This is a genomic window from Massilia phyllosphaerae, assembly GCF_034659755.1.
In the GTDB taxonomy this organism is placed as follows: domain Bacteria; phylum Pseudomonadota; class Gammaproteobacteria; order Burkholderiales; family Burkholderiaceae_D; genus Telluria; species Telluria phyllosphaerae.
The window spans coordinates 241010-264529 of sequence record NZ_JAXSQX010000006.1; the positions used below are offsets into that span (position 1 = coordinate 241010).

At 65.2% G+C, this 23520-nt stretch carries 22 protein-coding genes; 13 read left to right on the forward strand and 9 right to left on the reverse strand.

Annotation, left to right across the window (positions count from 1 at the left end):
* Window positions 1-20 precede the first annotated feature (20 nt).
* The 3 genes from U1H99_RS22350 to ylqF are packed head-to-tail and all read left to right on the forward strand — an operon-like array spanning window position 21 to window position 3207.
* Window positions 21-896, forward strand: a complete 876-nt coding sequence (locus U1H99_RS22350) for a hypothetical protein (RefSeq protein WP_323143913.1) — start codon at window positions 21-23, stop codon at window positions 894-896.
* A 49-nt stretch (window positions 897-945) separates the two neighbouring features.
* Window positions 946-2199: a choice-of-anchor X domain-containing protein gene (locus U1H99_RS22355; protein ID WP_323143914.1), complete on the forward strand. Its 1254-nt coding sequence runs from the start codon at window positions 946-948 to the stop codon at window positions 2197-2199.
* 60 nt (window positions 2200-2259) lie between these two features.
* A complete protein-coding gene (gene ylqF / locus U1H99_RS22360; RefSeq protein ID WP_323143915.1) occupies window positions 2260-3207 on the forward strand; it encodes a ribosome biogenesis GTPase YlqF in 948 nt (315 codons plus the stop codon).
* Between the two features lie 125 nt (window positions 3208-3332).
* Here the strand turns inward: ylqF and U1H99_RS22365 are convergent, their stop codons facing one another.
* From U1H99_RS22365 to U1H99_RS22375, 3 genes are all read right to left on the reverse strand, one after another.
* Window positions 3333-4094 carry a dioxygenase family protein gene (locus U1H99_RS22365; protein ID WP_375341640.1) on the reverse strand — a complete coding sequence of 254 codons (762 nt, stop codon included), beginning with the start codon at window positions 4092-4094 and terminating at the stop codon, window positions 3333-3335.
* A gap of 138 nt (window positions 4095-4232) precedes the next feature.
* Entirely contained in the window at window positions 4233-5174 is a 942-nt protein-coding gene (locus tag U1H99_RS22370; protein WP_323143917.1) for a hypothetical protein, read from the reverse strand.
* Window positions 5171-7411 (reverse strand): M1 family metallopeptidase, encoded by a 2241-nt coding sequence (locus U1H99_RS22375; RefSeq protein ID WP_323143918.1) that lies wholly within the window; start codon window positions 7409-7411, stop codon window positions 5171-5173. Before U1H99_RS22375 ends, U1H99_RS22370 begins: the two co-directional genes overlap by 4 nt.
* A 516-nt stretch (window positions 7412-7927) precedes the next feature.
* Between U1H99_RS22375 and U1H99_RS22380 the strand changes: the two genes are divergently transcribed.
* The 4 genes from U1H99_RS22380 (at window position 7928) to U1H99_RS22395 (ending at window position 11909) form a co-directional block, all read left to right on the forward strand.
* Complete coding sequence (locus tag U1H99_RS22380; protein ID WP_323143919.1) at window positions 7928-9910, forward strand: TonB-dependent receptor; 1983 nt, start codon at window positions 7928-7930, stop codon at window positions 9908-9910.
* A 186-nt stretch (window positions 9911-10096) separates the two neighbouring features.
* Window positions 10097-10759, forward strand: a complete 663-nt coding sequence (locus U1H99_RS22385; RefSeq protein ID WP_141828582.1) for a thiol:disulfide interchange protein DsbA/DsbL — start codon at window positions 10097-10099, stop codon at window positions 10757-10759.
* A 13-nt stretch (window positions 10760-10772) separates the two neighbouring features.
* Window positions 10773-11102, forward strand: a complete 330-nt coding sequence (locus U1H99_RS22390) for a hypothetical protein (RefSeq protein WP_323143920.1) — start codon at window positions 10773-10775, stop codon at window positions 11100-11102.
* Between the two features lie 261 nt (window positions 11103-11363).
* Window positions 11364-11909: a thiol:disulfide interchange protein DsbA/DsbL gene (locus U1H99_RS22395; RefSeq protein WP_323143921.1), complete on the forward strand. Its 546-nt coding sequence runs from the start codon at window positions 11364-11366 to the stop codon at window positions 11907-11909.
* Window positions 11910-12070: 161 nt separating this feature from the next.
* On the opposite strand, the gene U1H99_RS22400 is transcribed toward U1H99_RS22395, so the two are convergent.
* Window positions 12071-13399, reverse strand: a complete 1329-nt coding sequence (locus U1H99_RS22400; protein WP_323143922.1) for an ATP-binding protein — start codon at window positions 13397-13399, stop codon at window positions 12071-12073.
* Window positions 13400-13683: 284 nt separating this feature from the next.
* Between U1H99_RS22400 and U1H99_RS22405 the strand changes: the two genes are divergently transcribed.
* Together U1H99_RS22405 and U1H99_RS22410 are read left to right on the forward strand one after the other, a co-directional pair.
* Window positions 13684-14550, forward strand: a complete 867-nt coding sequence (locus U1H99_RS22405) for a MipA/OmpV family protein (RefSeq protein ID WP_323143923.1) — start codon at window positions 13684-13686, stop codon at window positions 14548-14550.
* 2 nt (window positions 14551-14552) lie between these two features.
* Complete coding sequence (locus U1H99_RS22410; protein ID WP_323143924.1) at window positions 14553-15245, forward strand: hypothetical protein; 693 nt, start codon at window positions 14553-14555, stop codon at window positions 15243-15245.
* Between the two features lie 180 nt (window positions 15246-15425).
* On the opposite strand, the gene U1H99_RS22415 is transcribed toward U1H99_RS22410, so the two are convergent.
* The 5 genes from U1H99_RS22415 to xseA all read right to left on the reverse strand — a co-directional run bounded on the left by U1H99_RS22415 (window position 15426) and on the right by xseA (window position 19789).
* Complete coding sequence (locus U1H99_RS22415) at window positions 15426-16112, reverse strand: response regulator (RefSeq protein WP_323143925.1); 687 nt, start codon at window positions 16110-16112, stop codon at window positions 15426-15428.
* Between the two features lie 92 nt (window positions 16113-16204).
* Window positions 16205-16999 carry a glycosyltransferase family 25 protein gene (locus U1H99_RS22420; protein ID WP_323143926.1) on the reverse strand — a complete coding sequence of 265 codons (795 nt, stop codon included), beginning with the start codon at window positions 16997-16999 and terminating at the stop codon, window positions 16205-16207.
* Window positions 17000-17127: 128 nt separating this feature from the next.
* Window positions 17128-17478, reverse strand: coding sequence for a DUF3147 family protein (locus U1H99_RS22425; protein ID WP_323143927.1), 351 nt, complete (start codon window positions 17476-17478; stop codon window positions 17128-17130).
* 254 nt (window positions 17479-17732) lie between these two features.
* Window positions 17733-18311: a superoxide dismutase gene (locus tag U1H99_RS22430; protein WP_141828589.1), complete on the reverse strand. Its 579-nt coding sequence runs from the start codon at window positions 18309-18311 to the stop codon at window positions 17733-17735.
* A gap of 116 nt (window positions 18312-18427) precedes the next feature.
* Complete coding sequence (gene xseA / locus U1H99_RS22435) at window positions 18428-19789, reverse strand: exodeoxyribonuclease VII large subunit (RefSeq protein ID WP_323143928.1); 1362 nt, start codon at window positions 19787-19789, stop codon at window positions 18428-18430.
* Between the two features lie 1218 nt (window positions 19790-21007).
* On the opposite strand from xseA, the gene U1H99_RS22440 reads away from it, so the two are divergent.
* The 4 genes from U1H99_RS22440 (at window position 21008) to U1H99_RS22455 (ending at window position 23518) form a co-directional block, all read left to right on the forward strand.
* On the forward strand, window positions 21008-21613 hold the full coding sequence (locus U1H99_RS22440; protein WP_323143929.1) for a MotA/TolQ/ExbB proton channel family protein: 606 nt from the start codon (window positions 21008-21010) through the stop codon (window positions 21611-21613).
* Window positions 21613-22065 carry an ExbD/TolR family protein gene (locus tag U1H99_RS22445; protein WP_323144128.1) on the forward strand — a complete coding sequence of 151 codons (453 nt, stop codon included), beginning with the start codon at window positions 21613-21615 and terminating at the stop codon, window positions 22063-22065. The genes U1H99_RS22440 and U1H99_RS22445 overlap by 1 nt, the downstream gene beginning before the upstream one ends.
* 270 nt (window positions 22066-22335) lie before the next feature.
* Entirely contained in the window at window positions 22336-23364 is a 1029-nt protein-coding gene (gene lpxK, locus U1H99_RS22450) for a tetraacyldisaccharide 4'-kinase (protein WP_323143930.1), read from the forward strand.
* Window positions 23345-23518, forward strand: coding sequence for a Trm112 family protein (locus U1H99_RS22455; RefSeq protein WP_141828593.1), 174 nt, complete (start codon window positions 23345-23347; stop codon window positions 23516-23518). The genes lpxK and U1H99_RS22455 overlap by 20 nt, the downstream gene beginning before the upstream one ends.
* The last annotated feature ends 2 nt before the right edge of the window (window positions 23519-23520 follow it).

Sequence of the window (23520 nt, forward strand, 5' to 3'; positions counted from 1 at the left end):
CAACAACCAGGTTGGAGAGAATGATGAGACTGCTGCATTCCTGCATCGCGCTGTGCCTGCTCGTGGTGACGGGGCTGGCCTCGGCCACCAACTACACGCTGTGGATCAACGGCCGTACCGGCGGCGGCATCGTCGGCAATTACAACAGCTGGACCTACTGGGGCCCGTCCGGCATCGACGCCGGCATCAACAAGAAATCCGCCAACTGGGATGGGCGCAGCAGCATCGCGGCGGCCAGCCCGCGCATCCGCGACGCCCTCGACTGCTTCTGCACCGGCAACAACTGGTGCTACATCGCGACCCACAGCGCCGGCGACCTCCTGATCGGCTACACGCTGGCCAACTACGGCGGCTCGACGCGCACGGTCAGGAATGCGGTGGCCGATGGCGCCGGCGTTTGTGGGGCCGGTGGCGGCACGCAGACCGGCTGGAACATCAAGTGGGTGGCCTCGGCGGCCGGCTCCGGCGGCGGCTCGGAACTGGCCACCATCGGCGCCTGGACCACCTCGGAGCCGCTGGTGCAGGACGTCAGGGTCGCCACCGCGCGCGCCATGTACAACCACAATGAAACCCGCGGCATCATGTTCTGGATGTATGCCGGCGCACGCGGCACCCTGTATTCCGGCGTGCTGCCGGGCCAGGACGACGAGGTCGAGGCCTATCACAGCGCGGGCGGCGTGTCCGGCAGTTCGGGCCGGGCACTGTGCAATCCGGGCGACTGGTTCTGCGACGACCTGACCCTCGGCACGGCGCCGAACCAGGGCGGCAGCACCAAGTGGAACAACCATTCGGTGGCCTTCCGCGACGATCGCGAAGACTACAACCACTACACGAACGGCAGTTGGGGCGGGATCGTGTCGGTGATGCGCAATGCGGTGGCGGCCAACGCGCGCTAGGGGACGCCCGGCGGGACGGTCCCGGCGGGCCATGAGCGCGGCGCGGACCTTGGCGCCGAGGTTCGCGCTGATATTGGCGCTGCTGCTGGCGCTGATGATGGCGTCGCGCCTGTTCCGTCACGATCCGCCGGCGCCGGTGCCCAGCGCCGCGGCCGCCATGCCTGGCGCATCGGCCCGCCATGTTTCCAGCAAGGCGGATGGCGCCGGCTTGCCCATGCCGGACGACCGCGCGCGCCGGCGCCGCGCGCTGACCGAACACCTGCAGCTGGTCGAGCACATGTATTGCAGCTACCGCGCCGGCAGCCGCTACCCGGCCGGTTCGCGCCCGATGGCCGAGCACATCGACCAGAATGCGCCGAATGCACCGGTTACCGAGATGCATCCGCTGCGGCTCGAGGGCGGCGCCAGCGATGCCAAGATCCAGGTGCAGACGGCGCAGTCGCGCGTCTACCTGGCGGCGGGCGAGGCGGTGGCCTTCTCGCTGCGCGCGGTCGACGCCGAGGGCAGGGTGCTACCGCTGGTGGTCACGCGGGCGCTGGCTGGCGGCATCACCTACGGCGCCACGCGCGCGGCGCCCCAGGCCGCGCTACCCTTCGCCGACGATGGCAACGGCGCCGACCCGGTTGCGGGCGATGGCGCCTTCACCGGGGTGCTGGCCCCGGCCCAGACCGGGCTGGCCGGCTTCGACGGCACCATCCGCACCGAAGTCCGCTTCAATGCCGGCGGCAAGAGCGGCGCGGTCCTGTTCGACGTCATCTACACGCCCGCGCTGCCGGCGGTGTGGAGCGGCCCCGCGCGCGAGGCGGTCGAGAACGGCGCGCTGGCCTTCATCCTGAAGCTCGATGTGCGCATGCCCGGCCGCTACGTGATCAGCGGCCGCGTCGACGATGCCGCCGGCCGCCCGTTCGCACTGCTGACCTTCAACGACATCCTCGGCCCGGGTCCGAATGACCTCAGGCTGACGGTGTTCGGCAAGCTGATGCGCGACCGGGAAGCCGCGCTGCCGCTGACGCTGCGCGACGTCGACGGCTACCTGCTCAAGGAAAATCCCGCATCCGGCAACGGCAGCGCCACCGACCGCGCCCTGCTGCCGCGCCTGGAGGGCAAGGTCCTCACCAGCGCGGCGCATTCGCTGGCCGGTTTTTCGGACGCTGAATGGCAGAGCGAGGAACGCTCGCGCTACCTGACCGAGTTCGGCAAGGACGTGGCGCTGGCCCGGCAGCAGTTGGCAGCCTTCGATCCCGGCCAGCCCCTGCCGCCGAGCGCGTGTGCGCAAGCAGGGCAAAACGCGCCCCTAAAATAGGGGAAGGAGGCGCACCCAGCGTAAAATAGCGCTTTGAACGCAGATTTTTGAGAATACAAGATGTCGATACAATGGTTCCCGGGGCACATGGCCGCCGCGCGCAAGGAAGCCGCGGAGCAGATGGAAAACATCGATGTGGTCATCGAGGTCCTGGACGCCCGCCTGCCGCAGGCGAGCAGCAACCCGATGGTCGAGGAATTGCGCAAGTTCCGCCAGCGCCCCTGCCTGAAAGTGCTGAACAAGACCGACCTGGCCGATCCCCAGGCCACCGCCGCCTGGGCCGCCTGGTATGACGCCCAGGACGGCGTCACCGCCTATCCGATGACGACCAAGAAGCCGTCCGACGTCAACCGCATCCCCGAGCTGTGCAAGTCGCTGGCGCCGCACCGCGGTGTGCCGACCAAGCCGCTGCGCATCATGATCATGGGCATTCCCAACGTCGGCAAGTCCACCCTGATGAACGCGCTGCTGAAAAAGCGCGTGGCCAAGGTTGGCGACGAACCGGCCGTGACCAAGACCCAGCAGCGGCTCTACCTGGACAAGTTCACGGTGCTGGTCGATACCCCCGGCATGCTGTGGCCGAAGATCGCCATGGAAAGCGATGGCATGATGCTGGCCGCCAGCCACGCGGTCGGCACCAATGCCGTGATCGAGGAGGAAGTCGCGGAATTCCTCGGCACGCTGCTGCTGGAACGCTATCCGCAGTTGCTGGCGGCGCGCTACGGCCTCAAGACCGAGGGCCTGGACGGCGTCGGCGTGATCGAAGGCGTGGCGGCGCGGCGCGGCTTCCGCGTGCGCGGCGGCGACTTCGACTACGAAAAGGCGGCCCACGTGCTGCTGCAGGATTACCGCCAGGGCGCGCTGGGCCGCATCAGCCTGGAAACGCCGCAGACCCGCGCCGCGGCGCTGGAGCAACACCGCATCGAGATGGAAGAAAAGGCGCGCATCGCTGCCGAGAAAGCCGCCCGCAAGGCCGAGGAAGCAGCCCGCGGCAAGCGCGGTACGTAAATTTGCTGGTGGCGTAGTAAGGACTCGTAGGGTGGGGTGATTGATGCCGGCGGCATCAATCACGAGCCCACGCGGAAGCCGGCGTTACGCATACGTCCGCGTGGGCTCGGAGAGCCCACCCTACATCATTCACCTGGCGCTTGGCCGAACCGGAAGCTCGACACGGTCAAGGCGCCGAAGAACGCATCCTCGTGATACACGCAAGCGGCCGCCTCCTGCTCGGCCGCGCCCAGCGCCACCCACAGCGGCACCAGGTGATCCTCGCGCGGATGCGCATGCCGCGCATACGGCGCCTCGCTCCACTGCAGCATCGCCTGTTCGCGGTCCGCCGGCGACAGCTCGAGCAGCACGTGCTGCAGCCAGGTGTCGAAGGCATGCGAGGCCAGCGCGCCGCCCGGCCCGAACTGGCGCAGGTTGTGGAAGGAGAGGCCGCTGCCGAGGATCAGCACGCCCTCGTCGCGCAGCGGCGCCAGCGCGCGCCCGGCGGCCAGGTGGACCGCCGGGTCATAGCCGCGGCGGATCGACAATTGCACCACCGGCATGTCGGCGTCAGGGTACACCGATTTCAGCATCGAGAAGGTGCCGTGGTCGAAACCGCGCTCGGCATCCAGCGTGGCCGGCTGGCCGGCGGCGTTCAGCAGCCCGGCCACGCGCTCGGCCAGCTGCGGCTGGCCCGGCGCCGGATACTGGATCTGGTAGGTGTGCGGCGGGAAGCCGCCGTAGTCGTAGATCATGCCCGGTGCCGTGCCCGACGATACCGTGAAGCCCTCGGTTTCCCAGTGGCTGCTCACCACCAGCACCGCCTTGGGACGGGCGCCGGCCTGGCGCCGGATGTCGACCAGCGAGGCTTCCAGCTTGTCGTAGGCCCCTCCGTACTGGTCCTTCATCCACGGCCAGGGGCCGCCTCCGTGCGAGACGAAATACGTGGGCAGGCGGAGAGATGGTAAATCGGACACGGCGGCTCCTTGGCTGACAGGGAAAATGCCGATGGTATCCCATCCGCGCCGTTCGCGTGGCGGGGGGCGTCAGCGCGGCGCCTGGTCGCGCGCCAGCGCCATCAGCGCAAACAGCCGCGCGCTGCGCATCCAGCCGAGCACCACCACGATCAGCTGGGCCAGCAGGATGGCCCCGACCGTGCCGCCGGCACCCAGCGCCGGCACCTGCACGCGCGCCAGCGCCAGCAGTGCGGCGAGCGTCAGGCCGATGGCGGTGATGACCACGTAGCTGCCCAGCAGCGCCAGCGGCCGGCGCAGCAGCAGCCTGACGCCGCCGAACCAGGCCACCACCGCCGACTTGCGCTGCCGTTCGCTGCCGAGCAGGGCGCGGCCGGCGTCGACCGTCGCGTGCACGATCACGAACACCAGCAGCGCCACCAGGGCCGCGCTGCGCGAGGCATGGGCGGCATCGGTTTCCAGGAGCGCATTGGTGGCCGTGTTGCCGGCCGCACGGAAGGCGGCGCCGGCCAGCAGCCCGGCGATCCCGAGCGGGACCACGGCCCAGACCAGCGTGCGCAGCATGCGCGGGTATTCCTGGGCGCCGCCGGTCAAGAGGGCGCCCATGCCCAGGCGCCCCGGCGCGCGCGCGGCGGCGATCGTCATCCCCGACAGCAGCGGCGACAGCAGCAGCGTCAGCGCCAGCGCGACCATGCCACCGGTGCCGACCGCCGTGCTCCAGCGCTCCTGCAGGCTGGCGCCGATGTCGGCGATAGCCAGCATGTCGAGGCGCGCCGCCAGCTGCGGCGCGTGCACCGCGTAGTCGAGATTGGCGGACAGCATACGCCACACCGGCAGCGCGGCCACGATGGCCGGCAGCACCAGCAGCAGGACCCACCACAGCAGCAGGCGCCATTGCAGCGCGGCGCCGGCCGCGCGCAGCGCGCGCCTGAGTCCGAAAGGAGGGCGGCGCACGCCGCGCAGCGCATCGTTCTCGGGGGCCAGCGACGTCGATTCGAGTTGGGAATTCATCATACGGTCGCGATCAGGGTGAGAAGGGTTTGCACGATGGCGGCGACATCCAGGCTCCAGCGGCGCGCGGCGCTGGCGTCGGGCTCGAGGGTGCGGCTGTCGTCGAGCTTGCTGACGTCGAGGAAGTGGCGGCGCTCAGGATCGAGTTCGGCCGACACCGCCTTGGCCGGCTTGACCCAGCTGAACTTGCGCCATGGCTCGTCGGCGTCCCAGTGCACGGTCTCGACGCTGCCGTCGGCAAACTTCACGCGCAGCAGCTGGGGTACCGGCGCGCCCTGGCGTCGCACCAGCACTTCGGTGCGCCACGGGTAGGGGCCCTGGCCATCCCTGGCGTTCGGATGCGCCTTCTTCCAGTCGGCGCGCACGGTCTCGACGCGCTTGTCGATGTCGCTCTGCTTGTCCTCGACCCAGGCGCTGCCGGCCTGGCGCGTGCCCGGCAGCGGCAGCTCCTCGCGGCTACTGAAGGCGGCGATGCGGTCGTCGACGCGCGTGCTCTTGTAGACCTGCTGCGCGAACACCGCCTCCACCGCGGCGCGCCGGCCGCTCGCTTCGGCCAGGGTCTCGCGCAGGTCGGCCACGCTCGGGTGGCGGAATTTCCAGCGGCGGTAGTATTCCTTGAAGGCGCGTTCCGTCGCTTCCTTGCCGATCTGCGCTTCCAGGTCGCGCATCGTGGTGGCGGTGCGCGAATAGACCGGGCCGATGCCCTGCAGGCGGTCGTAGGCGTTCTGGCCGGGCGCGTCGGCCGGGTCGTTGCGCGGCGTGCCCATGCGTTCGGCCTCGAAGGCCTTGAAGCCGGGCCCGAAGCCGAGCTTGCGGCTGAGCGGGGTGGCCAGGTGGATGTCCTGGCCGCGCGCGCGCAGCATGCGCAGCTGCCAGTACTCGTTGAGGCCTTCGTCCAGCATCGGTTCCTCGAATTCGTTCGAGGCCAGCAGGCCGTAGAAGTAGCCGTGGCCGAATTCGTGGATGGTGACGGCGTCGAGCGCATAGCGGCTCAGCGTGTCCGGATCGGCGTTGACGTAGCCTTCGGCGGTGAAGAAGGTCGGGTATTCCATGCCGCCGGCTTCTTCGGCGTTGTAGGGCGGGATGACGACGGTCAGCGTCTTATACGGGTAGGGGCCGAGCGTGTTCGAGAAATAGGTCAGCGAATCCTTGGCCGCCTTCAGCGCCGGCGCCGCGCTGGCCACGTATTCGGGCGGGTACAGCACGGTCACCGTCACCTGCGGGCTGCCGGGGCCGGTCCAGGTGTCGACCATCGGCTTGGCGGTGCGGCGGTCGGCGGTCCAGGCGAAGTCGTGGACGTCGCCCTGCACGAAGCGATGGGTCAGCATGCCGTCCTTCTCGACCGGGGTGCCGACGCGCTCGCCGGTGGCGCCGACCGTGTACTCTTTCGGCACGGTCAGCCGGACGTCGTAGCTGCCGAAGTCGGCGTAGAACTCGGAATTCAGGTGCATCTCGTGCGTATTCCAGCGCGGGGCGGTGGCGCCGCGCTCGCCCGGCAGTTCCAGCACGCCGATCTTGGGGAACCACTGGCCGACCAGGTGGAAGGTGCCGAAGTAGCCGGTGCGCGCGATCACGCGCGGCAGCTGGGTATGGAAGTTGATGTCGAAGGTGGTCGAGGCGCCCGGCGCCACCGCGACGGGCAGGTCGAAGCGCACCACGGTGTGGTCGCTGGCCGGGCCGCCGTCGGGCTGGACGAAGGTCCACGGTACCTGGGCGTCGCCCTGGCTGACGCCGCGCAGCGCGATGTGGCCCCATTCGCCATCCTTGGTATCGACGCCGGAGCGGAAGCCGCTCTCGCGCAGGCGCTTCTCGGTAAAGAAGGTGCTGCCGCTGCCCTCGAAAGCGTTCATGTACAGGTGCAGGTAGACGCTTTTCACCGGCACGGCGCTGCGGTTGCGCCAGGTGAGTTTTTCGCGTCCGGTGACGCTGTGCTTGACCGGGTCCAGCGTGGCGTCGATGTCGTAGTGGACCACACGGTCGGACAGGGTCGGCTCGCTGCCGCTGCGCGGGCCGCCCCAGGCATCCGGGCTGCTCGGCGTGGTGACCGCGGCGGCGTGCGGGCCTGCCAGCGGAATGCCGTCGGCGCCGGGCGACACTGTGGATGCCGTGGCGGCAGGCGCCGCGGCAGGGTGGCCGTCCTGGACGCGCAGGCCGGCCGTGACCGCGGCGCCCGCTGCCAGCAAGCTGCCGGCGACGCCCGCGGCGGCGGCGATCTTGAATACCGTGGAACTGAGTCGCATGAAAACGCACCCCTCAAAGTGATCTTGCTTTTATGCACATAACTATATGCGAGAACGCGACGGACAATCCACTCTTTATGATGACCTGTCGGTCCACGGATGGCGGTGGACTTTTATCAAAGGTATAATCGCCCGGTTCTGGTGCTCCGGCGTGCGTTCCGCGCGCCGAGTCAAACGGGACACGGCATGCCCGGCCTCCGGCCCGGCGTCAACGTGTGCTGCCCCAAAATTGGATAAGAGCGCGGTAAGCAAGCGCCGCCTTTCTTGGCGGCAGGCTGCATCGCAAAACGCGATGCGGTCCGTCTTGTCAGCCCGGATACCGGCCAGAACAGGGGGAAAGCGCCGGAGCGCCTGGCAAAACCTTCATGGCTGCGTTGCATCGTCTCGCCGTACTAGCGTACTGTCTTCGACGCTGCGCCTTGCCCTGAAGGCCTTGCCAGACGCTCTTATTGCGCTTCCGATGACAAGCCGCCGTGCGGGGACGCGCGCCGGCCACAACGAATCAAGAATAATCCAATGAATCCTGCTGTTGTTTCCAGCGGCGCACCGGCCGTCCGGCCGCTCGCGCTGGCCTGCGCCCTTGCCCTGTCCCTGCTGAGCGGCGCCGCCGCCGCCCAGGACGTCCCGTCGACCGTCGTCGTCACCGGCGCCCGCTTCCCGAGCGACACCGCGCTGCAGCCGATCGGCGCCACCGTCATCACCCAGGACGAGATCCGCCGTGCCGGCGTCAACGACGTCAACGCGGCGATCCGCAAGATCGGCGGTGTGTACGGCCGCCAGAGCCTGGATTCCTCGCCCGACTTCACGCTCGACCTGCGCGGCTTCGGCAGCAACAGCGCCCAGAACATGGTGGTGCTGGTCGACGGCGTGCGCCTGAGCGAGAACGAACAGACCGCGACCAGCCTGGCCGCGATCCCGATCGACACCGTCGAGCGCATCGAGATCACGCGCGGCGGCGGCAGCGTGCTGTACGGCGACGGCGCGATCGGCGGCGTGATCCAGATCTTCACCCGCCGCGGCGGTGGCCAACAGGGCATGCACGGTTCGGTGTTCGCCGAAGGCGGCGAATTCCACCAGCACGACGTGCGCGTGGCGCTGACCCAGGTGACCGGCGACATCACCGCCGACGTCGCGGTGGCGCGCCAAGGCAGCCAGAACGACCGCAAGAACAGCGCCTATGACTTGCGCAATTTCAGCGTCGGCCTGCAGACCCGTATCAACAACGGCCGTATCGGCATGCGCGTCGAAAGCGCCCAGCAGGAAACCCGCTTCCCCGGTCCGCTGACGCTGCAACAGTTCGACCAGGATCCGAGCACGGCCGGCACCCCGTTCGACTTCGGCTCGCTCGACACCAACCTGGCGACCGCCTTCGTCGCGTACCGCCTGGGTGCGGTCGACCTGGCGGCCGAGCTGTCGCACCGCGAACGCAAGGTGCGCGCGGCCTACCTGTCGAGTGCCGACCCGTCGACCAATGCCTACGACGGCCGCCAGGACCAGTTCTCGCCGCGCGCGCGCTGGCTGGGCAACGTGGGTGGCATGGTCAACGAAGCCGTGGCCGGCGTCGACCTGGCGCGCTGGAAACGCAAGACCGATTCGCCGTACTCGAACGCCGACGCCAGCCAGACCTCGCGCGCCGTCTACCTGCGCGACGAGCTGCGCTTCGACGCCGCCCATGAAGGCCGCGTGGCCCTGGGCGCGCGCCACGAGACCTTCGACAAGGACTTCACCGACGAGCTGGCCTTCGCCACCCCGGACCACGGCAAGCAATCGCAGAACGCCTGGGAAGCCCAGCTCAGCTACAAGCCGCTGGCGCCGCTCGGGGTGTACGCCAAGGCAGGGCAGAGCTACCGCGTGCCGAACGTCGACGACAACGCCTACCGCTTCCCGGTCAACACGATGCTGAAGATACAGACCTCGCATGACCTGGAACTGGGCGCGACACTGGCCAACGCGGCCGGCGACAGCAAGCTGACCGCGCGCCTGTTCCGCCACAAGCTGAACAACGAAATCTTCTACGACCCGACCGTGAACGGCTTCGGCGCCAACATCAACCTCGATCCGACCCGCCGCCAAGGCATCGAGATCGACGCCGAGACCCGTATCGCCGCCGACTGGCACGCCAGCGCCCACCTGCAGCACGTGAACGCCGAGTTCACCGAAGGCCCGAACGCCGGCCGCGAACTGGTGCTGGTGCCGAAGAACGTGGTCACCGCGCGCCTGGCCTGGCTGCCGGCGGGTGCCCAGTCGGCCGACGTCGGCGTCCAGTGGGTCGACCGCCAGCGCAACGGCAACGACTTCGACAACAGCTGCGACCTGCGCATGCCCTCGTACGTGACCTTCGACGCCCGCTATGCGGTCAAGACCGACGGCTGGGAGTTCGCCGTCAGCGGCCTCAACCTGGCAGACCGCCGGTACTACAGCTACGCCTACGGCTGCCGCTCGGGCATCTACCCGAGCAATGGCCGCCAAGTGAAAGTCTCGGCCCGCTACGACTTCTAAGCCGCAACCAAATTCGGGGTCAGAGCAGAATTGTCGAAGCATTTTGCTCTGACCCCGAATCGGGTGTAAGTACCGTAAGCAAATGCAAAATCTAAGCTCCGGCTAAGGGCCGACGGCCGAAAAAGTGGTAATCTCGCGGTCGTTCGTTCCGTACAGTACCCGTAACCAGACACCAGAAGGATATCTATGCGTTCCCTGCGTTTTGCCCTGCTCGCCGCTGCCCTTGCCGCCGGCACCGCCTTCGCTTCGCCGACCGACCCGAAGAATGGCGTCGAGTACATTACGCTCCCCCAGCCGCAAGCGGTACAGGCGGTGGGCAAGAAGGTCGAGGTGATCGAATTCTTCATGTATCACTGCCCGCACTGCAACGCGCTGGAACCGCAGTTCGAACAGTGGGTCAAAAAGCAGGGTGACAACATCGTCGTGCGCCGCGTGCACATCCCGTCGCAGGGCGCCAGCGATCCGGAAGCCCACCTGTACTTGACGCTCGAAGCACTGGGCAAGGTCGAGCAGATGCACGCCAAGGTGTTCAAGGCGATGCACGTGGACCGCGTGCGCCTGACCAAGGACGATACGATCATCGACTGGGTTTCGAAGAACGGCATCGACCGTGCGACCTTCCTGAATGCATGGAACTCGTTCGGCGTGATGACCAAGCTGCGCCAGCAGAGCAAGCTGGTCGAGGCCTACAAGGTCGAAGGCGCACCGACCATCGTCATCGACGGCAAGTACCAGACCTCGCCGTCGATCGTCTACAATTCGGTGAAGACCACCAACGAGCCGCAGCTGTTCCAGGCCACCCTGCAAGTGATGGATGCCCTGGTCGCCAAGGCGGCGAAAACGAAGTAATCAAGAACGCAAGATGAGCGACGTCGAAGGCAAGATCCTCAACATATACGACAAGTCCAAGCCGGAAACGGAGGACTTGTTCGATTCGAGCAACTGGAACCACCTCGCGTGGTGTCTGGCGCTGGCCTTCGCGGCGCTTGCCTTCTGGCTGGGTATCGCGCTGGTGAATGCCGAAAACCAGCGCAATGCCCTGATGACGAACCAGTGCCAGGACCCGGTCTTCAAGGGATCGATCGACCAGCAATGCCTGCGCACGGTGCGCTCGCGCGACCACTGGTGGGAACACCTGTGGTACGGCGTCACCCACGTAAAGCCGGAGCCGCCGCCGAAGCCGGGCCGCTGAGTACGCTGGGTCCGCTCATCTTGCGTGGCCCACGCTACATGTCTCGCTTTACGTTCCTCGCTTTAAGTTTCCATTAAGTAAATATATCTTGGAAACAATGCTACCCTTCAGGTTCGCCCACCGAACCTGAAGGATTGCACCATGCGTTTCCTCGATCTCGCCGCCGCCAGTGTGTTTCTGCTGGCGTCCACCGCCGCCCTGGCATCGCCCGCCAATCCGCAGAACGGCGTCGACTAGCTCACGCTTTCCCAGCCGCAGCCGGTGCAGGCCACCGGCAAGAAGGTCGAGGTGATCGAGTTCTTCATGTACCACTGCCCGGTGTGCAATGCACTCGAGCCGGGCTTCGAGAACTGGATCCGCCAGCAGGGCGACCGCATCACCGTGCGCCGCGTGCACTTCCCGTACACCGGTCCCAACGACCCCGAAGCCCACCTGTACCTGACGCTGGAAGCGCTGGGCAAGGTCGACCAGATGCACGCGAAGATCTTCAAGGCCGTGCACGTCGACCGCATCCGCCTGAACAAGGACGAGGCCATCATCGAGTGGGTGGCGAATAACGGCATCGACCGCGCGACTTTCCTGAATGCCTGGAATTCCTTCGGCGTCAGCACCAAGCTGCGCCAGCTCGCCAAGATCACGGCCGCCTACGGCATCGATTCGGCGCCGGCGCTGATCATCGACGGCCGCTACGTGACCTCGCCGGCGACGGTGGGCACCAAGTTCGCGCCGCGCGATCGTGCGGCGCTGTTCGATGCCACGCTGCAGGTGGCCACGGCGCTGGTCGACAAGGCAGCCCAGTCGAAATAATTTAGAGCCTATCCCAGTAGGCCGGAGTCGCTGCTGGCGCGCCTGGCAAGCGGGGGCGGCGTTGCTCGTCGTCGCATGGGGAAACCATGCTTCCTCCTCGCGCCTTGCCCGCGCTTGCCATGCATCGCCATCAGCTTCCCCCTGCCTACTGGGATAGGCTCTTACAGCGGCAACTTGACCACGAAGCGCGCACCGCCGAGCGAGGCGCGTTCGACGTGCAGGGTGCCGCCATGCAGCAGCACGGCCTTGCGCGCAATCGACAGCCCGAGGCCGAAGCCGCCGGTGGCGCGGTCGCGGCTGCGGTCGAGCCGGTAGAAGGGCTCGAACACGCGCTCGGCTTCGTCGTCGGGGATACCGGGGCCGTCATCCTCGACCGCGATCTCGACCCGGTCCTCGAGGCGGCGCGCACTGAGCAGCACTTGCCGCGCCGCGTACTTCTCGGCATTGCGCAGCAGGTTGCCGACCGCGCGCGCCAGCAGGCGGCGGTCGCCGTCGATGCTGCCCAGGCCGGCGTCGACCTCGCAATCCAGCTGCTGCGGGCGCGGATGCATGCCGTCGGCACATTCCTGCAGCATGGGTGCGAGTGCGAAGGGCAGGGATTGCGCCGCCCCTGCATTGTCCAGCTTGCTCATCGACAGCAGCTCGTTCACCAGTTCGTTCAGCTCGGCCAGGTCGCCGCCCATGGCGCCGATGCGCTTGACCAGCGCCGCCGCATGGGCAGGACCGCCGGCGCCAGGGTCCGCGGCCCGTTCCGCCAGCAGCTCCAGGCCAAACTCCAGCCGTGCGATCGGCGTGCGCAATTCGTGCGACACCGAATGCAGCAGGTTCTTCTGCGCTTCCAGCAAGCCCTGGATGCGCTCGGCCATCGCATTGATGCGCTCGGCCAGCGGGTAGACCGCATCGGCCGGCTGCAGCTGCGCCCGCGCCGACAGCCGGCCGGCGCCGAACTCGTCGGCCACGCGCGACAGCGACTGCAAGGCCTTCCAGTGGGCGCGCGACCACAGCGCGATCGGCACCAGCAACGCCAGCGCCACGATCACGTAGCGCAGCACTTCCATCGCCAGCGCCTGTTCCAGGTCGATCGGCAGGTTCCAGGCGTGGATCACCTCGTCCTCGCTGCCGACGTAGCGCATGCCGGCCGTATCGACGCGCCGGTAGAAAGCGCGCTGGGCCGGATCGAGGACGATCTCGCCGCGTGCCAGCGCCGCCTGCTGGCGCGCGGCCAGGGCGGCGCGCGCCTGCGCCAGCGGCACCAGGTCGAAGTGCGCGCTCGACACTTCGCGTACCTTGTTCAGGCGGCCCAGCCATTCGTCGGCTGCGGCCTGGTCGACGTACTGCTCGATCAGGAAGATCTGGGCCGAGGCCTGGCGCCGGGCGATGTCTTCCAGCGGATCGCCGAACAGGCGCGCGAAAACAAAGTAGATGACGAAGGTGGCCGCCGTGATCGACAGCATCACGAGCACGAAGAAGCGGAAGAACAGGCGGTTCACGCCGCGCTGCCGTTGGCGGTTGAAGAGGTCATGCGCATCCGCGAGATTGTATAGGAGTAATTGCAAAAAGTAGGCATTTACAAATTGACGACAATCGCTCGACATTTCACGGGTGATTGCCGCACTTGCCTTGCGTACGATGCGGACATATCAGGTTTCCGTTTGCCCACCTGAAGCGCGAGTGAGGGTGGGTTTTTTTATTCCAGCTGGATGCAGCATCGAGATATGGGAGGCGGGAAAACAAGCACGTAGAATATTGTCTTTCCGAATCTCTCCATCTCGACATGAATCAGCTTCTGCGCCTCGTCCTCGGCATTGCCTGCAGCGCCGCCTGTCTCCCGGGTTGGGCGCAGACGCCGGCGCGCAACCCGATGCCGGACGGCAGCCGCGACATGTACTTCGGCCTCGGCGCGCAATCGGCGCCGCGCTACGACGGTACCGGCAGCCGCAAGGTCAGGGCCTTGCCCGTGCTGCAGGTCCAGTGGAGCAATGGCATCTTCGTGTCCGGCATGAGCGCGGGCATGCACCTGTCCGATTCGCCGACTTTCGAGTTCGGTCCGCTGCTGGCGGTGTTGCCGGGCCGCGACGAACGCGGCAGCGGCAACGGCATCGGCAGCGTCGTCGAGACCACCAGCTTCGTGCTCGTCAATCCCATCGAAAAGCAGCTGATGCTGCGCGGCCAGCGCCTCGGCGGCATGGACGAGATCGCTACCCGCCTGCAGGCCGGCGCCTTCGCCAACTATTACCTGACGCCCGACTGGCGCCTCACAGGGTCCGCGCTGGCCGGTTCCGGCAGGGACCACGACGGCGTGCGCGTGCAGCTGGGCGTGCAGCGCCTGGCCGCCCCGATCGCCGAACATCACACCCTGTCGCTGGCAGCCGGTGTGACCCTGGTCAACCGCAAGGACAATGCCACCTGGTTCGGCGTGACGCAGGCGGAAGCGGAGCGCAGCCGTTTTGCTTATTACCGGCCGGGCGGCGGCCTGCAGGACGTCCACGTCGGCGCGCGCTGGACCTGGGCCTGGACGCCGTCGTGGATGCTGACCTCGAATGTGCAGGTCAAGCGCCTGCTGGGCGACGCCGCCAACAGCCCGCTCGTCGAGCGGCCCACCAACGTGACGGTCTCGGCCGCCGTCGCCTACCGCTTCTGACGATGCGCACCGTACGGCTTTCCCTCGCTACCGTCGCTGCCACCGCCCTGCCGCTGCTGCTGGCGGCCGGCCAGGCGCGGGCGCAATTGCAGGACGGCGAGTGGGCCAGCTACCGCGACGCCTACCGCGCCATGGTCGTGTTCGAAAAATACGGCGGCCCCAAGCACTTCCTGCAGAGCCAGCTGCAAGTGCTGCCGCGCGGCGCTGCCGTCCCCGGCGACGGCCTGCAGCTGACGCTGGCCGGCAAGACGACCCAGTTGCACCTGCCGCTCGATCCGCTCGGGCGCACCCCGCTGCCGCTGCAGAAAGCGGCCTACGACGACAACGCGGCGCTGGTGCTGAACCGCAAGGGCATCCCGTTCACGTTGCGTCCCCAGGTCAGCATCGCCACCCGTGCCGACGGCGTCTACGACAGTGCCGACCTGCGCAGCGCCTGCGGCCAGGCGCTCGGCTTCGCGCGCTACGTCGACGCGTCGCAGCGCAGCCGCCAGTGCGTCGGCACGCGCTTCGTATTCGGCAAAAAAGGCGAGGGCGGGGCGCACTGGCGGCGCGAGGGCGGGACCGAGGAAGTGCTGCCGGCGGCGCCGGGCGTGGCCGAGCAGGGCTTGCCGACCGTGATCTACCGCTTCGGGAGCGAGCGCGGGCAGGTGGTGACGGACACAGTGCCGCTGGCGATTTTGCCGGTGTTCGAGTGATGCCGGCGCTGAGGTGAGTCGATACCTTATGGTCGTTCCCGTGAAGGCGGGCTCCATACTGAATGACCGAATTCGCTTATTTCAAAGCGCAGTAGTGTTTCGAGAAGACGGTCGTCGATAGCTCAGCATGGATTCCCGCTTTCGCGGGAATGACGCTGGCTCCATTGCTTCAGTTGCCGTTCAATTCCACGCCGAAGGCGAAAACAGATAACCCTCGCCCCACACCGTCTTGATCTTTTCCGACACCGTATCGTCGAACTTGCGTCGCAGCTTGGAGATGCTGTTGTCGATGCTGCGGTCCAGTCCGTCGAATTCGATGCCGCGCATCTTCTTCAGCAGCTCGTCGCGCGACAGCACGCGCCCGGCGGCCTCGGCCAGTACCAGCAGCAGCTTGTATTCGGTATTGCTGAGCACACAGGGCTCGCCGCGCCAGGTAACGCTGCGGTCGGTGGTGACGATGCGCAGCGCGCCGAACTCAAGCACGCGGCTGTCGCCGGCCGCCTTGGGCTGGGAGCGGCGCAGCAGGGCGCGCAGGCGTGCCAGCAAAACACGTGGCTGGACCGGCTTGTTGACGAAATCGTCCGCGCCCTGTTCCAGGCCCGAGACTTCGTCATAGGTATCTTCGCGCGCGGTCAGGATCAGGATCGGCACTTCGGAGATGTCGCGGATCTGGCGGCACACGACCATCCCGTCCATACCGGGCAGCATCAGGTCGAGCACGACGATGTCGGGCTTGCCGGCCTTGAAGCTGTCGAGCGCGACGTCGCCGCGCGTCGCCAGTTCGACCGTGAATTCATAGCCGGACAGATACTCCGTCACCAGTTCCGCTAGGCGCGGATCGTCTTCCACCAGCAATACGCGATACATGATTGTCACCTCCGGCGGGTATTCTATAAGAGCAGCCAGACTCGGCGAACAATATGTGACCTGTACGACAATTCAATACATTTGGTGACAGGCTACAGCGGGTCCAGTTCGGAGCGGCCTTTGTGTTCGATCCGGATGAAAGGACGGGAGCGCACCAGGTACACCAGTTGGTGCAACGTCTTTCTCAGGTAATAGCCGTAATTGTGGCCGTCCGTCAGCTTTTTCTCGCGCACGCCCATGGCTTCGATGCTGGACGATTGCGCAGCCTCGGTCAGGCCCACCGGATAGGGCACCAGGCATTTCACGTCAATGAAATTCTCCTGGAAATATTCCCATTTGTCGGCGACGACATAAGCCGGATACAGCTTCTGCGCAAGAATTTCCGCAGCCGCCCTGGTAATGAAATAACCGTGCGTGTGCACGCCGCGGTAGGCGTCGTAAACGTCGTGCTTCGCATCCAGCGGCACGCGGGAATTGGCGTCGACGCGCTTCACATGGATCAGCATGACGGCGACGGGAACGTCGGCCGGGTACAGCTGTGCCAGCTTCGACAGCGTCGCCGCCAGGTCGTCTTCCAGGATCTTGGCATCGTCTTCCAGCACCAGCGCGTGCGGAAGATTCTCGGCAGCCATCTTCCGGTAGATGCTGACGTGGCTGAGCGTGCAGCCGATTTCGCCTTTCGAGAGTTCGCGGTTGAACAGGCGGACTGCCTTTTTCGGATCGTAGGCCAGCGCCAGTTCCTCGGCCGACAGAGCCTTGCCGTTGACCGCTTCCAGCACCGAATAGGGAATGTTCAGTTTTTCCAGCTGCCCGCCCAGGTATTCGCGGCGGTGCTTGTCCTTGGGAAGGCTGATGATGAAGGTATGTATGTTTTCCGGAGTGATCACGATGAGAATGGCAATCGGGGAGGGAAGGGCAGGCTTCGGCGTCCGGCGGCGGACGCCTGTTCCGAAGCGCTCGGATTATAAGTCAATACCCTGTGGAAAGCCATTGTCCGTACTTACGACAAGATGCTCTACATGAGCGTGATGCCGAGCCGTTTGACAAGCGCTGCGAACACGACAAAGCAGACCACGGTCAAGACCACGCACACGCCGAGTGCCGGCCAAAAGCCCAGACTCTCCAGCAGGGCAGGAAAGACGAGGAACATCGGCAGCGTCGGTACCACGTACCAGAAGGTGTACCAGGCGTGGTTGGCCACCCTGGCAGGCGGCTGTTTCTCGACATGCAGCCAGATCAGCGTCAGGAGCGTGACCAGCGGTAGCGCGGCGACCAGTGCGCCCAGCTTGTCGCTCCGTTTGGCAAATTCCGAGACCAGCACGACGACGGCGGCCGTGATCAGGTATTTCGTGACGACCCAGGCCATAAGTCTCCTCTGAATAAATTGATATCGGGTGCGCAGGGGAGCAATCGTCGCACGGATCCTCGTACATGCCGGTTCGATATGGTGCAGAGGCAGTTCCACGGAAGCCTAGGACCGCCTGGCTGTTCATCATTGCAGGCGTATTGGTGTGGTTCTGGCGTTGCAGGAAGCTGCAGGAGACGCGTGCCGATCTGAAATGGCAACGGCCCGCTGGAGCGGGCCGTTGACGGGTGACGCCGCGAACGGCGCCGGCGCGATTACGCCAGGTTCTGGTTCACGAAGTCCCAGTTGACGATGTTCCACCACGACTCGACGAACTTCGGACGAGCGTTGCGGTAGTCGATGTAGTAGGCGTGCTCCCAGACGTCGACGGTCAGCAGGGCCTTGTTCTCGGTGGTCAGCGGAGTGGCTGCGTTCGAGGTGTTGACGATGTCGACGGTGCCGTCGGTCTTCTTCACCAGCCAGGTCCAGCCCGATCCGAAGTTGCTTACGGCCGACTTCTGGAACTCTTCCTTGAACTTGTCGAACGAACCCCATTTGGCGTTGATCGCATCGGCGACCGGACCGGTTGGCGCGCCGCCGCCGTTCGGCGACATGCAGTTCCAGAAGAAGGTGTGGTTCCACACCTGGGCCGAGTTGTTGAACACGCCGCCCTGCGATTTCTTGATGATCTCTTCCAGGGGCATGTTTTCGTACTCGGTGCCCTTGATCAGGTTGTTCAGGTTGGTGACGTAAGCCTGGTGGTGCTTGCCGTAGTGGTATTCCAGGGTTTCAGCCGACATGGTCGGCTGGAGGGCGTCCTTGGCATACGGCAGCGGCGGCAGAGTATGTTCCATGTCTTTTCCTTTGATTAGTTAGCAGCAGAAAGATGCGGGTTAATGTTCCGAATCGGCGCTTATTCTAAACCGGATAACATATACATGCATGTCGAGCCTGCTATTTAGTCAAGCCTTCAATCGAGCACGTCCTGCACGCCGGACACGCCGATCTCGACGCTGCCTTCGGCCAGCCGCACCCGCAGCACGTCGCGCGGCTTGATCTGGCCAGGTGCGTGCAGCACCTTGCCCTTGGCATTGCTGACGATGGCATAGCCGCGTTCCAGCGTGCGCTGCGGGTTCAGCAGTTCGAGCTGGGCCGCCAGCGCCGCCATCGCCTCGCGCCGCGCGCGCAGCTGGCCCGCCATGCTGGCGACCAGGTGGCGCTGTTCGGAGGCGAGCTGGGTGCGCATGGCCCGCGAATCCGGACGGTGGCGCGCCCAGCGTTGCTGCAGCTGGGCCAGCGTCACGCTCTGGCGGTTGAGCGGGCCGCGCACCGCATGGGTCAGAGTGCTGGCCATGCCAAGAAGTTTCAGGCGCTGGTGCTCGATCTGGCTCGATGGGCTGAGCAGCCGGCGGCTGAGGTTATCCAGGTTCTGGCCGGCGTCGCCGAGGACGCGTTCCATTGCGCGGCGCAGGTCGCCGGCATCGGCCGAGAGCGAGTTCAGCCAGTCGGCACGGGGCGTCACCGCCAGCTCGGCGGCAGCGGTCGGGGTGGCGGCGCGCAGGTCGGCGGCGAAGTCGGCGATGGTGAAGTCGGTCTCGTGGCCCACGCCCGAGATCACCGGCATGCTGGCGCCGACGATCGCGCGCGCCACGACTTCTTCGTTGAAGCTCCACAGGTCTTCGATCGAGCCGCCGCCGCGGCCGACGATCAGCACGTCGACCTCGGCACGGCGCGATGCCGTCTGGATGGCATCGGCGATCTTCTCGGCCGCGCCCTGGCCCTGCACCGGTGCCGGGTACAGCACGATGCGCACGTGTGGCGCGCGCCGCTTGAGGGCGGTCAACACGTCGCGCAAGGCCGCCGCCTGGGGGCTGGTGACGATGCCGACGCTGCGCGCGAACAGTGGCAGCGGACGCTTGCGCTCCTGGTCGAACAGGCCTTGCGCGGTCAGCTTTTCCTTCAGGCGCAGGAAGGCTTCGTACAGCGCGCCGACGCCGGCCCGGCGGATCGCCTCGACGTTGATCTGGTAATCGCCGCGCGCGCCGTACAGCGTGACCAGTGCCCGTACCTCGACCTTGTCGCCTTCGCGCGGCGTGAAGCCGGCGTACTGGGCTCGGCCGCGGAACATCACGGCGCGCACTTGGGCCGCGTCGTCCTTCAGCGTGAAGTACCAGTGGCCCGAGGCGGCGCGCGTGAAATTCGAGATTTCGCCACCGATCCACACCAGCGGAAAGCTGCGCTCGAGCAGGCGCGCGACCTGCTGGTTGAGCGCAGTCACGCTCAGGACGGGTGGGGCGGTATAGGCGGGATCGGCGTCGTCGTTACTGAACATATGGATGAGCTATAGGAACTGTCCACAAAACCCGGCAGAAGTGTTATCGATTTTATATCTGCAGTACTACCGAAGATAGTTTTTGTAAACGTTTGATTTTTAATGAAAAAGTCTGCTGCCTGATTTCGATGCAGAAACAAAATTTCCTTACGGATCAAAGGCTTCCATCCGCCCGGGATGACTTGGCCACAATCTTATCCACAGAAATTGTGAGAAAGTCGATAAACCTGGCCGCCTAAAAATTCAGCATGCAAAAGTTTTCCTTAAGCAATCAAGGACTTAGGTGGCACTTCGCATCCTTGCTCACATCGTTTTCCACAATTTATGTGCACACCTTGGCAGCGGCGCCACATTGTTCAGTGTCAGCAATACATATCCACGGCTGGCATGGCGTGCTCAAAAAAAGCGCAAGGAGCAAATCCTGTTTAAATTCAAAGACTTTGATATGGATCAAAGTCCTTGCTCACAATCTTTTCCACAAAATTTGTGTAGAACGCGTGATGCATAGGTCTTGGCAACAAAGGGTGGCACTATACCAGCAAGCCGCGCTCGATAGTCGATCTGCCAAGCCTGGCAGGCAATGGCCGCGCCTCTGGTCGGGCTTGCCTAAAAATTGAGCTTGCATAGGTTTTCCAAATGAAATCAGGTACTTGAGGCCTGCCCCGGCCTTTTGCACACATCTTTTTCCACAGTTTGTGTGGAAAGTCATGGCGAATGCGCGCCAAAAGATGTTGACTAAAAATTAGGCTTGATAACTTTTGTCTTTAAAATCAATGACTTGACTATCGCTGCCTTCGCTTGCGCACAATTTTGTCCACAAAAAGTGTGCAGAAACATCGTTTGCAGATGAGTGCTTTGATACCGCGCAAGGCTGCTTCATTTTTAATCTTTTTAATTTTCCTAAAGGAATCAATAGCTTAAGTCGGATTCGCCCTGTTCCGCACAAATTTATCCACAGAAATTGTGAGCAACTTAGCCGGGGTGAGCCAAGCTGGATTTGTCGGTGGGCAACACAATCCGCCCTTGATGACTTTTTGCGCATGAAGAAATATCCTTTAAGAATCAAAGCACTCGCAGCCAAGGCGTGCCATTGCGCACACTTTTATCCACAGAAAGTGTGAAGAACTCTACTTGCCGCAAAACGAGCAACACGTTACATTGCGCAATTCCCAACGTATCCCCTGATCTGTTGTTTTTTTCTTATCCCAGGAGTTCCATTTGCTCGCCATTCTCCAGGCCGCCGGCTGGCCCATCTGGTTGTTGTTGATTGCCTCGATCATTGCTCTGGCGCTCATCATCGAACGCCTGATCTACCTGCGCCGCGAAAAGATCCTGCCGCGCCAACTGCTCGATGAAGTCATCCAGGTCTATCGCAGTGGAAAAGTCACTCCTGATATCATCGACAAGCTGCAACAGAATTCGCCGCTCGGCGCCGTCCTGGCGGCCGCCTTGCGCAACGTCGACGCGCCGCGCGACGTGATGAAGGAGTCGATCGAGGAAGCGGGCAGGGGTGTGGCGCACATGCTGGAACGTTTCCTGACCACGCTGGGCACCATCGCCTCGCTGGCGCCGCTGATGGGCCTGTTCGGCACCGTGGTCGGCATGATCGAGATCTTCGGCGCCCAGAACGCCAGCGGCACCAACCCGGCCCAGTTGGCACACGGCATTTCGGTGGCGCTGTACAACACCGGCTTCGGCCTGGCGATCGCGATGCCGGCGCTGGTGTTTTACCGCCACTTCCGCGCGCTGGTCGACAGCTTCATCATCGACATGGAGCTGCAGGCCGTGAAATTCGTCGACGTCGTCCACGGTGCCCGCAAATGATGGACTTTCGCCGCGGCCGCAAACGCGAGGATCCGGAGATCAACCTGATCCCGTTCATCGACGTGCTGCTGGTGGTACTGATCTTCCTGATGGTCACGACCACCTACAGCAAGTTCACCGAGTTGCAGATCACGCTGCCGACCGCCGATGCCGAAAAGGCGATCGAGAAGCCGTTCGAGATCAACGTCACCGTCGATGCCAAGGGCAATTACACGGTGAATAACCTGCCGGTCTCCTTCCACGGCGTGGCCGGGCTGGCCGACGACCTGAAACGCGCCGCTGCCACCGGTCCGGATGGCCAGCCGCTGGCGACCCCGGCGCGCGATCCGGTGATCATCGTCAATGCCGACCAGTTTGCGATGCACCAGATGGTGATCAACGTGCTGGAAGCGGCGCGCATGGCCGGGTATGACAAGCTGACGTTTGCGGCGCAGACGGGTGGGCAGAAGTAACAGAAGTCGAACCCTCTGCATACCCGCGTCATTCATTGACGTCGTCCCCGCGCAGGCGGGGATCCAAGTTTTGCTTGCGCTGCCGAGATGCTTGCAAACTTGGGGAAAAAAGCGCCAGTGGCGCTTTTTTCGCCTTCGCGGGGAGTCGTTTCCGGCAGTGCCGGGAACGACGTTTCTGGGCTAACACGCGTAAGTGAGCCAACGCGTGTGCATGGGCTACTTACGCGAATAAGCCGGTGCACATTCTCAAGCTATTGCAATTACACATACATGGTATCCTCCCTCGAATCCACGCTCACCCGCGCCTGGCTCCGGCGCGGCCCGCTGGCCCTGGCCTTGTGGCCGCTGTCCCTGCTGTTCCGCCTGCTCGCGGCCCTGCGTGCGCGCCTGTTCCGCGCCGGCCTGCTGGCATCCGAAGGCCTGCCGGTCCCGGTCATCGTGGTCGGCAATATCTTTATCGGCGGGACCGGCAAGACCCCGTTGACGATCTGGCTGGCCGAGCAGCTGCGGGCGGCCGGCTTCCGACCTGGGGTGATTTCGCGCGGCCATGGCAGTGCGGAAAGCGAAGCGCGCGAGGTGACACCGGCTGCGCGCGCGGGCGAGGTCGGCGACGAGCCGCTGCTGATCGCCGCCCGCACCGGCTGCCCGGTGGTGGTCGGGCGGCGGCGCGCCGCGGCCGGACGGCGCCTGCTGGCATTGCACCCCGAGGTCGACGTCCTGATCGCCGACGACGGCTTGCAGCATTACGCGCTGCGGCGCGACGTCGAAGTCGTGCTGTTCGACGGCCGCGGCGTCGGCAACGGCTGGACCCTGCCGGCCGGGCCGCTGCGCGAGCCGCCGTCGCGCCGGCGCGATTTCACGGTGGTCAACACGCCGGAGCTGACGCCGGCGCTGGCGGCAGCGGTGGGGGGCAGGGCGTTCCAGATGCGCCTCGACGGCGGCATGGCGGAAGCGCTGCGGGCGCCCGGCCAGCGCCAGCCGCTGGCGGCGTTCAGGGGGCAGCGCATCCTGGCGGCGGCCGGCATCGGCAATCCGGGACGCTTCTTCGGCATGCTGCGCGCGCACGGATTGCAGGTCGAGGAGATGGCGCTGCCCGACCACCACGACTTCCTGGACGATCCCTTCCGCGGGGTTTCCGCCGACGTGATCCTGGTCACCGAGAAGGATGCAGTAAAATGTCGGCAACTTGAAAACATCAACAACGATCCGCGCCTGTGGGTCGTTCCGGTCACGGCGCAGATCGATACTGCCCTGGCCGCTCAAATTGTGGAGAAATGTCGTGGACGCCCGACTGCTTGATATCCTGGTCTGCCCCCTGTGCAAGGGACCGCTCGAATATGACAAGAAAGCCCAGGAACTGACCTGCCGCCCCGACCGCCTGGCGTATCCGATCCGCGACGGCATCCCGATCATGTGGGCCGACCAGGCGCGCAAGGTCGAACCGACCCTGTAAGC

Bases quoted from the DNA above. Each gene is read 5' to 3' on its own strand.
- U1H99_RS22350 (WP_323143913.1), top strand. From the start codon at position 21: ATGATGAGACTGCTGCATTCCTGCATCGCGCTGTGCCTGCTCGTGGTG.
- ylqF (WP_323143915.1), top strand. From the start codon at position 2,260: ATGTCGATACAATGGTTCCCGGGGCACATGGCCGCCGCGCGCAAGGAA.
- U1H99_RS22365 (WP_375341640.1), bottom strand. From the start codon at position 4,094: ATGAAGGACCAGTACGGAGGGGCCTACGACAAGCTGGAAGCCTCGCTG.
- U1H99_RS22370 (WP_323143917.1), bottom strand. From the start codon at position 5,174: ATGATGAATTCCCAACTCGAATCGACGTCGCTGGCCCCCGAGAACGAT.
- U1H99_RS22375 (WP_323143918.1), bottom strand. From the start codon at position 7,411: ATGCGACTCAGTTCCACGGTATTCAAGATCGCCGCCGCCGCGGGCGTC.
- U1H99_RS22380 (WP_323143919.1), top strand. From the start codon at position 7,928: ATGAATCCTGCTGTTGTTTCCAGCGGCGCACCGGCCGTCCGGCCGCTC.
- U1H99_RS22385 (WP_141828582.1), top strand. From the start codon at position 10,097: ATGCGTTCCCTGCGTTTTGCCCTGCTCGCCGCTGCCCTTGCCGCCGGC.
- U1H99_RS22390 (WP_323143920.1), top strand. From the start codon at position 10,773: ATGAGCGACGTCGAAGGCAAGATCCTCAACATATACGACAAGTCCAAG.
- U1H99_RS22405 (WP_323143923.1), top strand. From the start codon at position 13,684: ATGAATCAGCTTCTGCGCCTCGTCCTCGGCATTGCCTGCAGCGCCGCC.
- U1H99_RS22410 (WP_323143924.1), top strand. From the start codon at position 14,553: ATGCGCACCGTACGGCTTTCCCTCGCTACCGTCGCTGCCACCGCCCTG.
- U1H99_RS22415 (WP_323143925.1), bottom strand. From the start codon at position 16,112: ATGTATCGCGTATTGCTGGTGGAAGACGATCCGCGCCTAGCGGAACTG.
- U1H99_RS22425 (WP_323143927.1), bottom strand. From the start codon at position 17,478: ATGGCCTGGGTCGTCACGAAATACCTGATCACGGCCGCCGTCGTCGTG.
- U1H99_RS22430 (WP_141828589.1), bottom strand. From the start codon at position 18,311: ATGGAACATACTCTGCCGCCGCTGCCGTATGCCAAGGACGCCCTCCAG.
- xseA (WP_323143928.1), bottom strand. From the start codon at position 19,789: ATGTTCAGTAACGACGACGCCGATCCCGCCTATACCGCCCCACCCGTC.
- U1H99_RS22445 (WP_323144128.1), top strand. From the start codon at position 21,613: ATGGACTTTCGCCGCGGCCGCAAACGCGAGGATCCGGAGATCAACCTG.
- lpxK (WP_323143930.1), top strand. From the start codon at position 22,336: ATGGTATCCTCCCTCGAATCCACGCTCACCCGCGCCTGGCTCCGGCGC.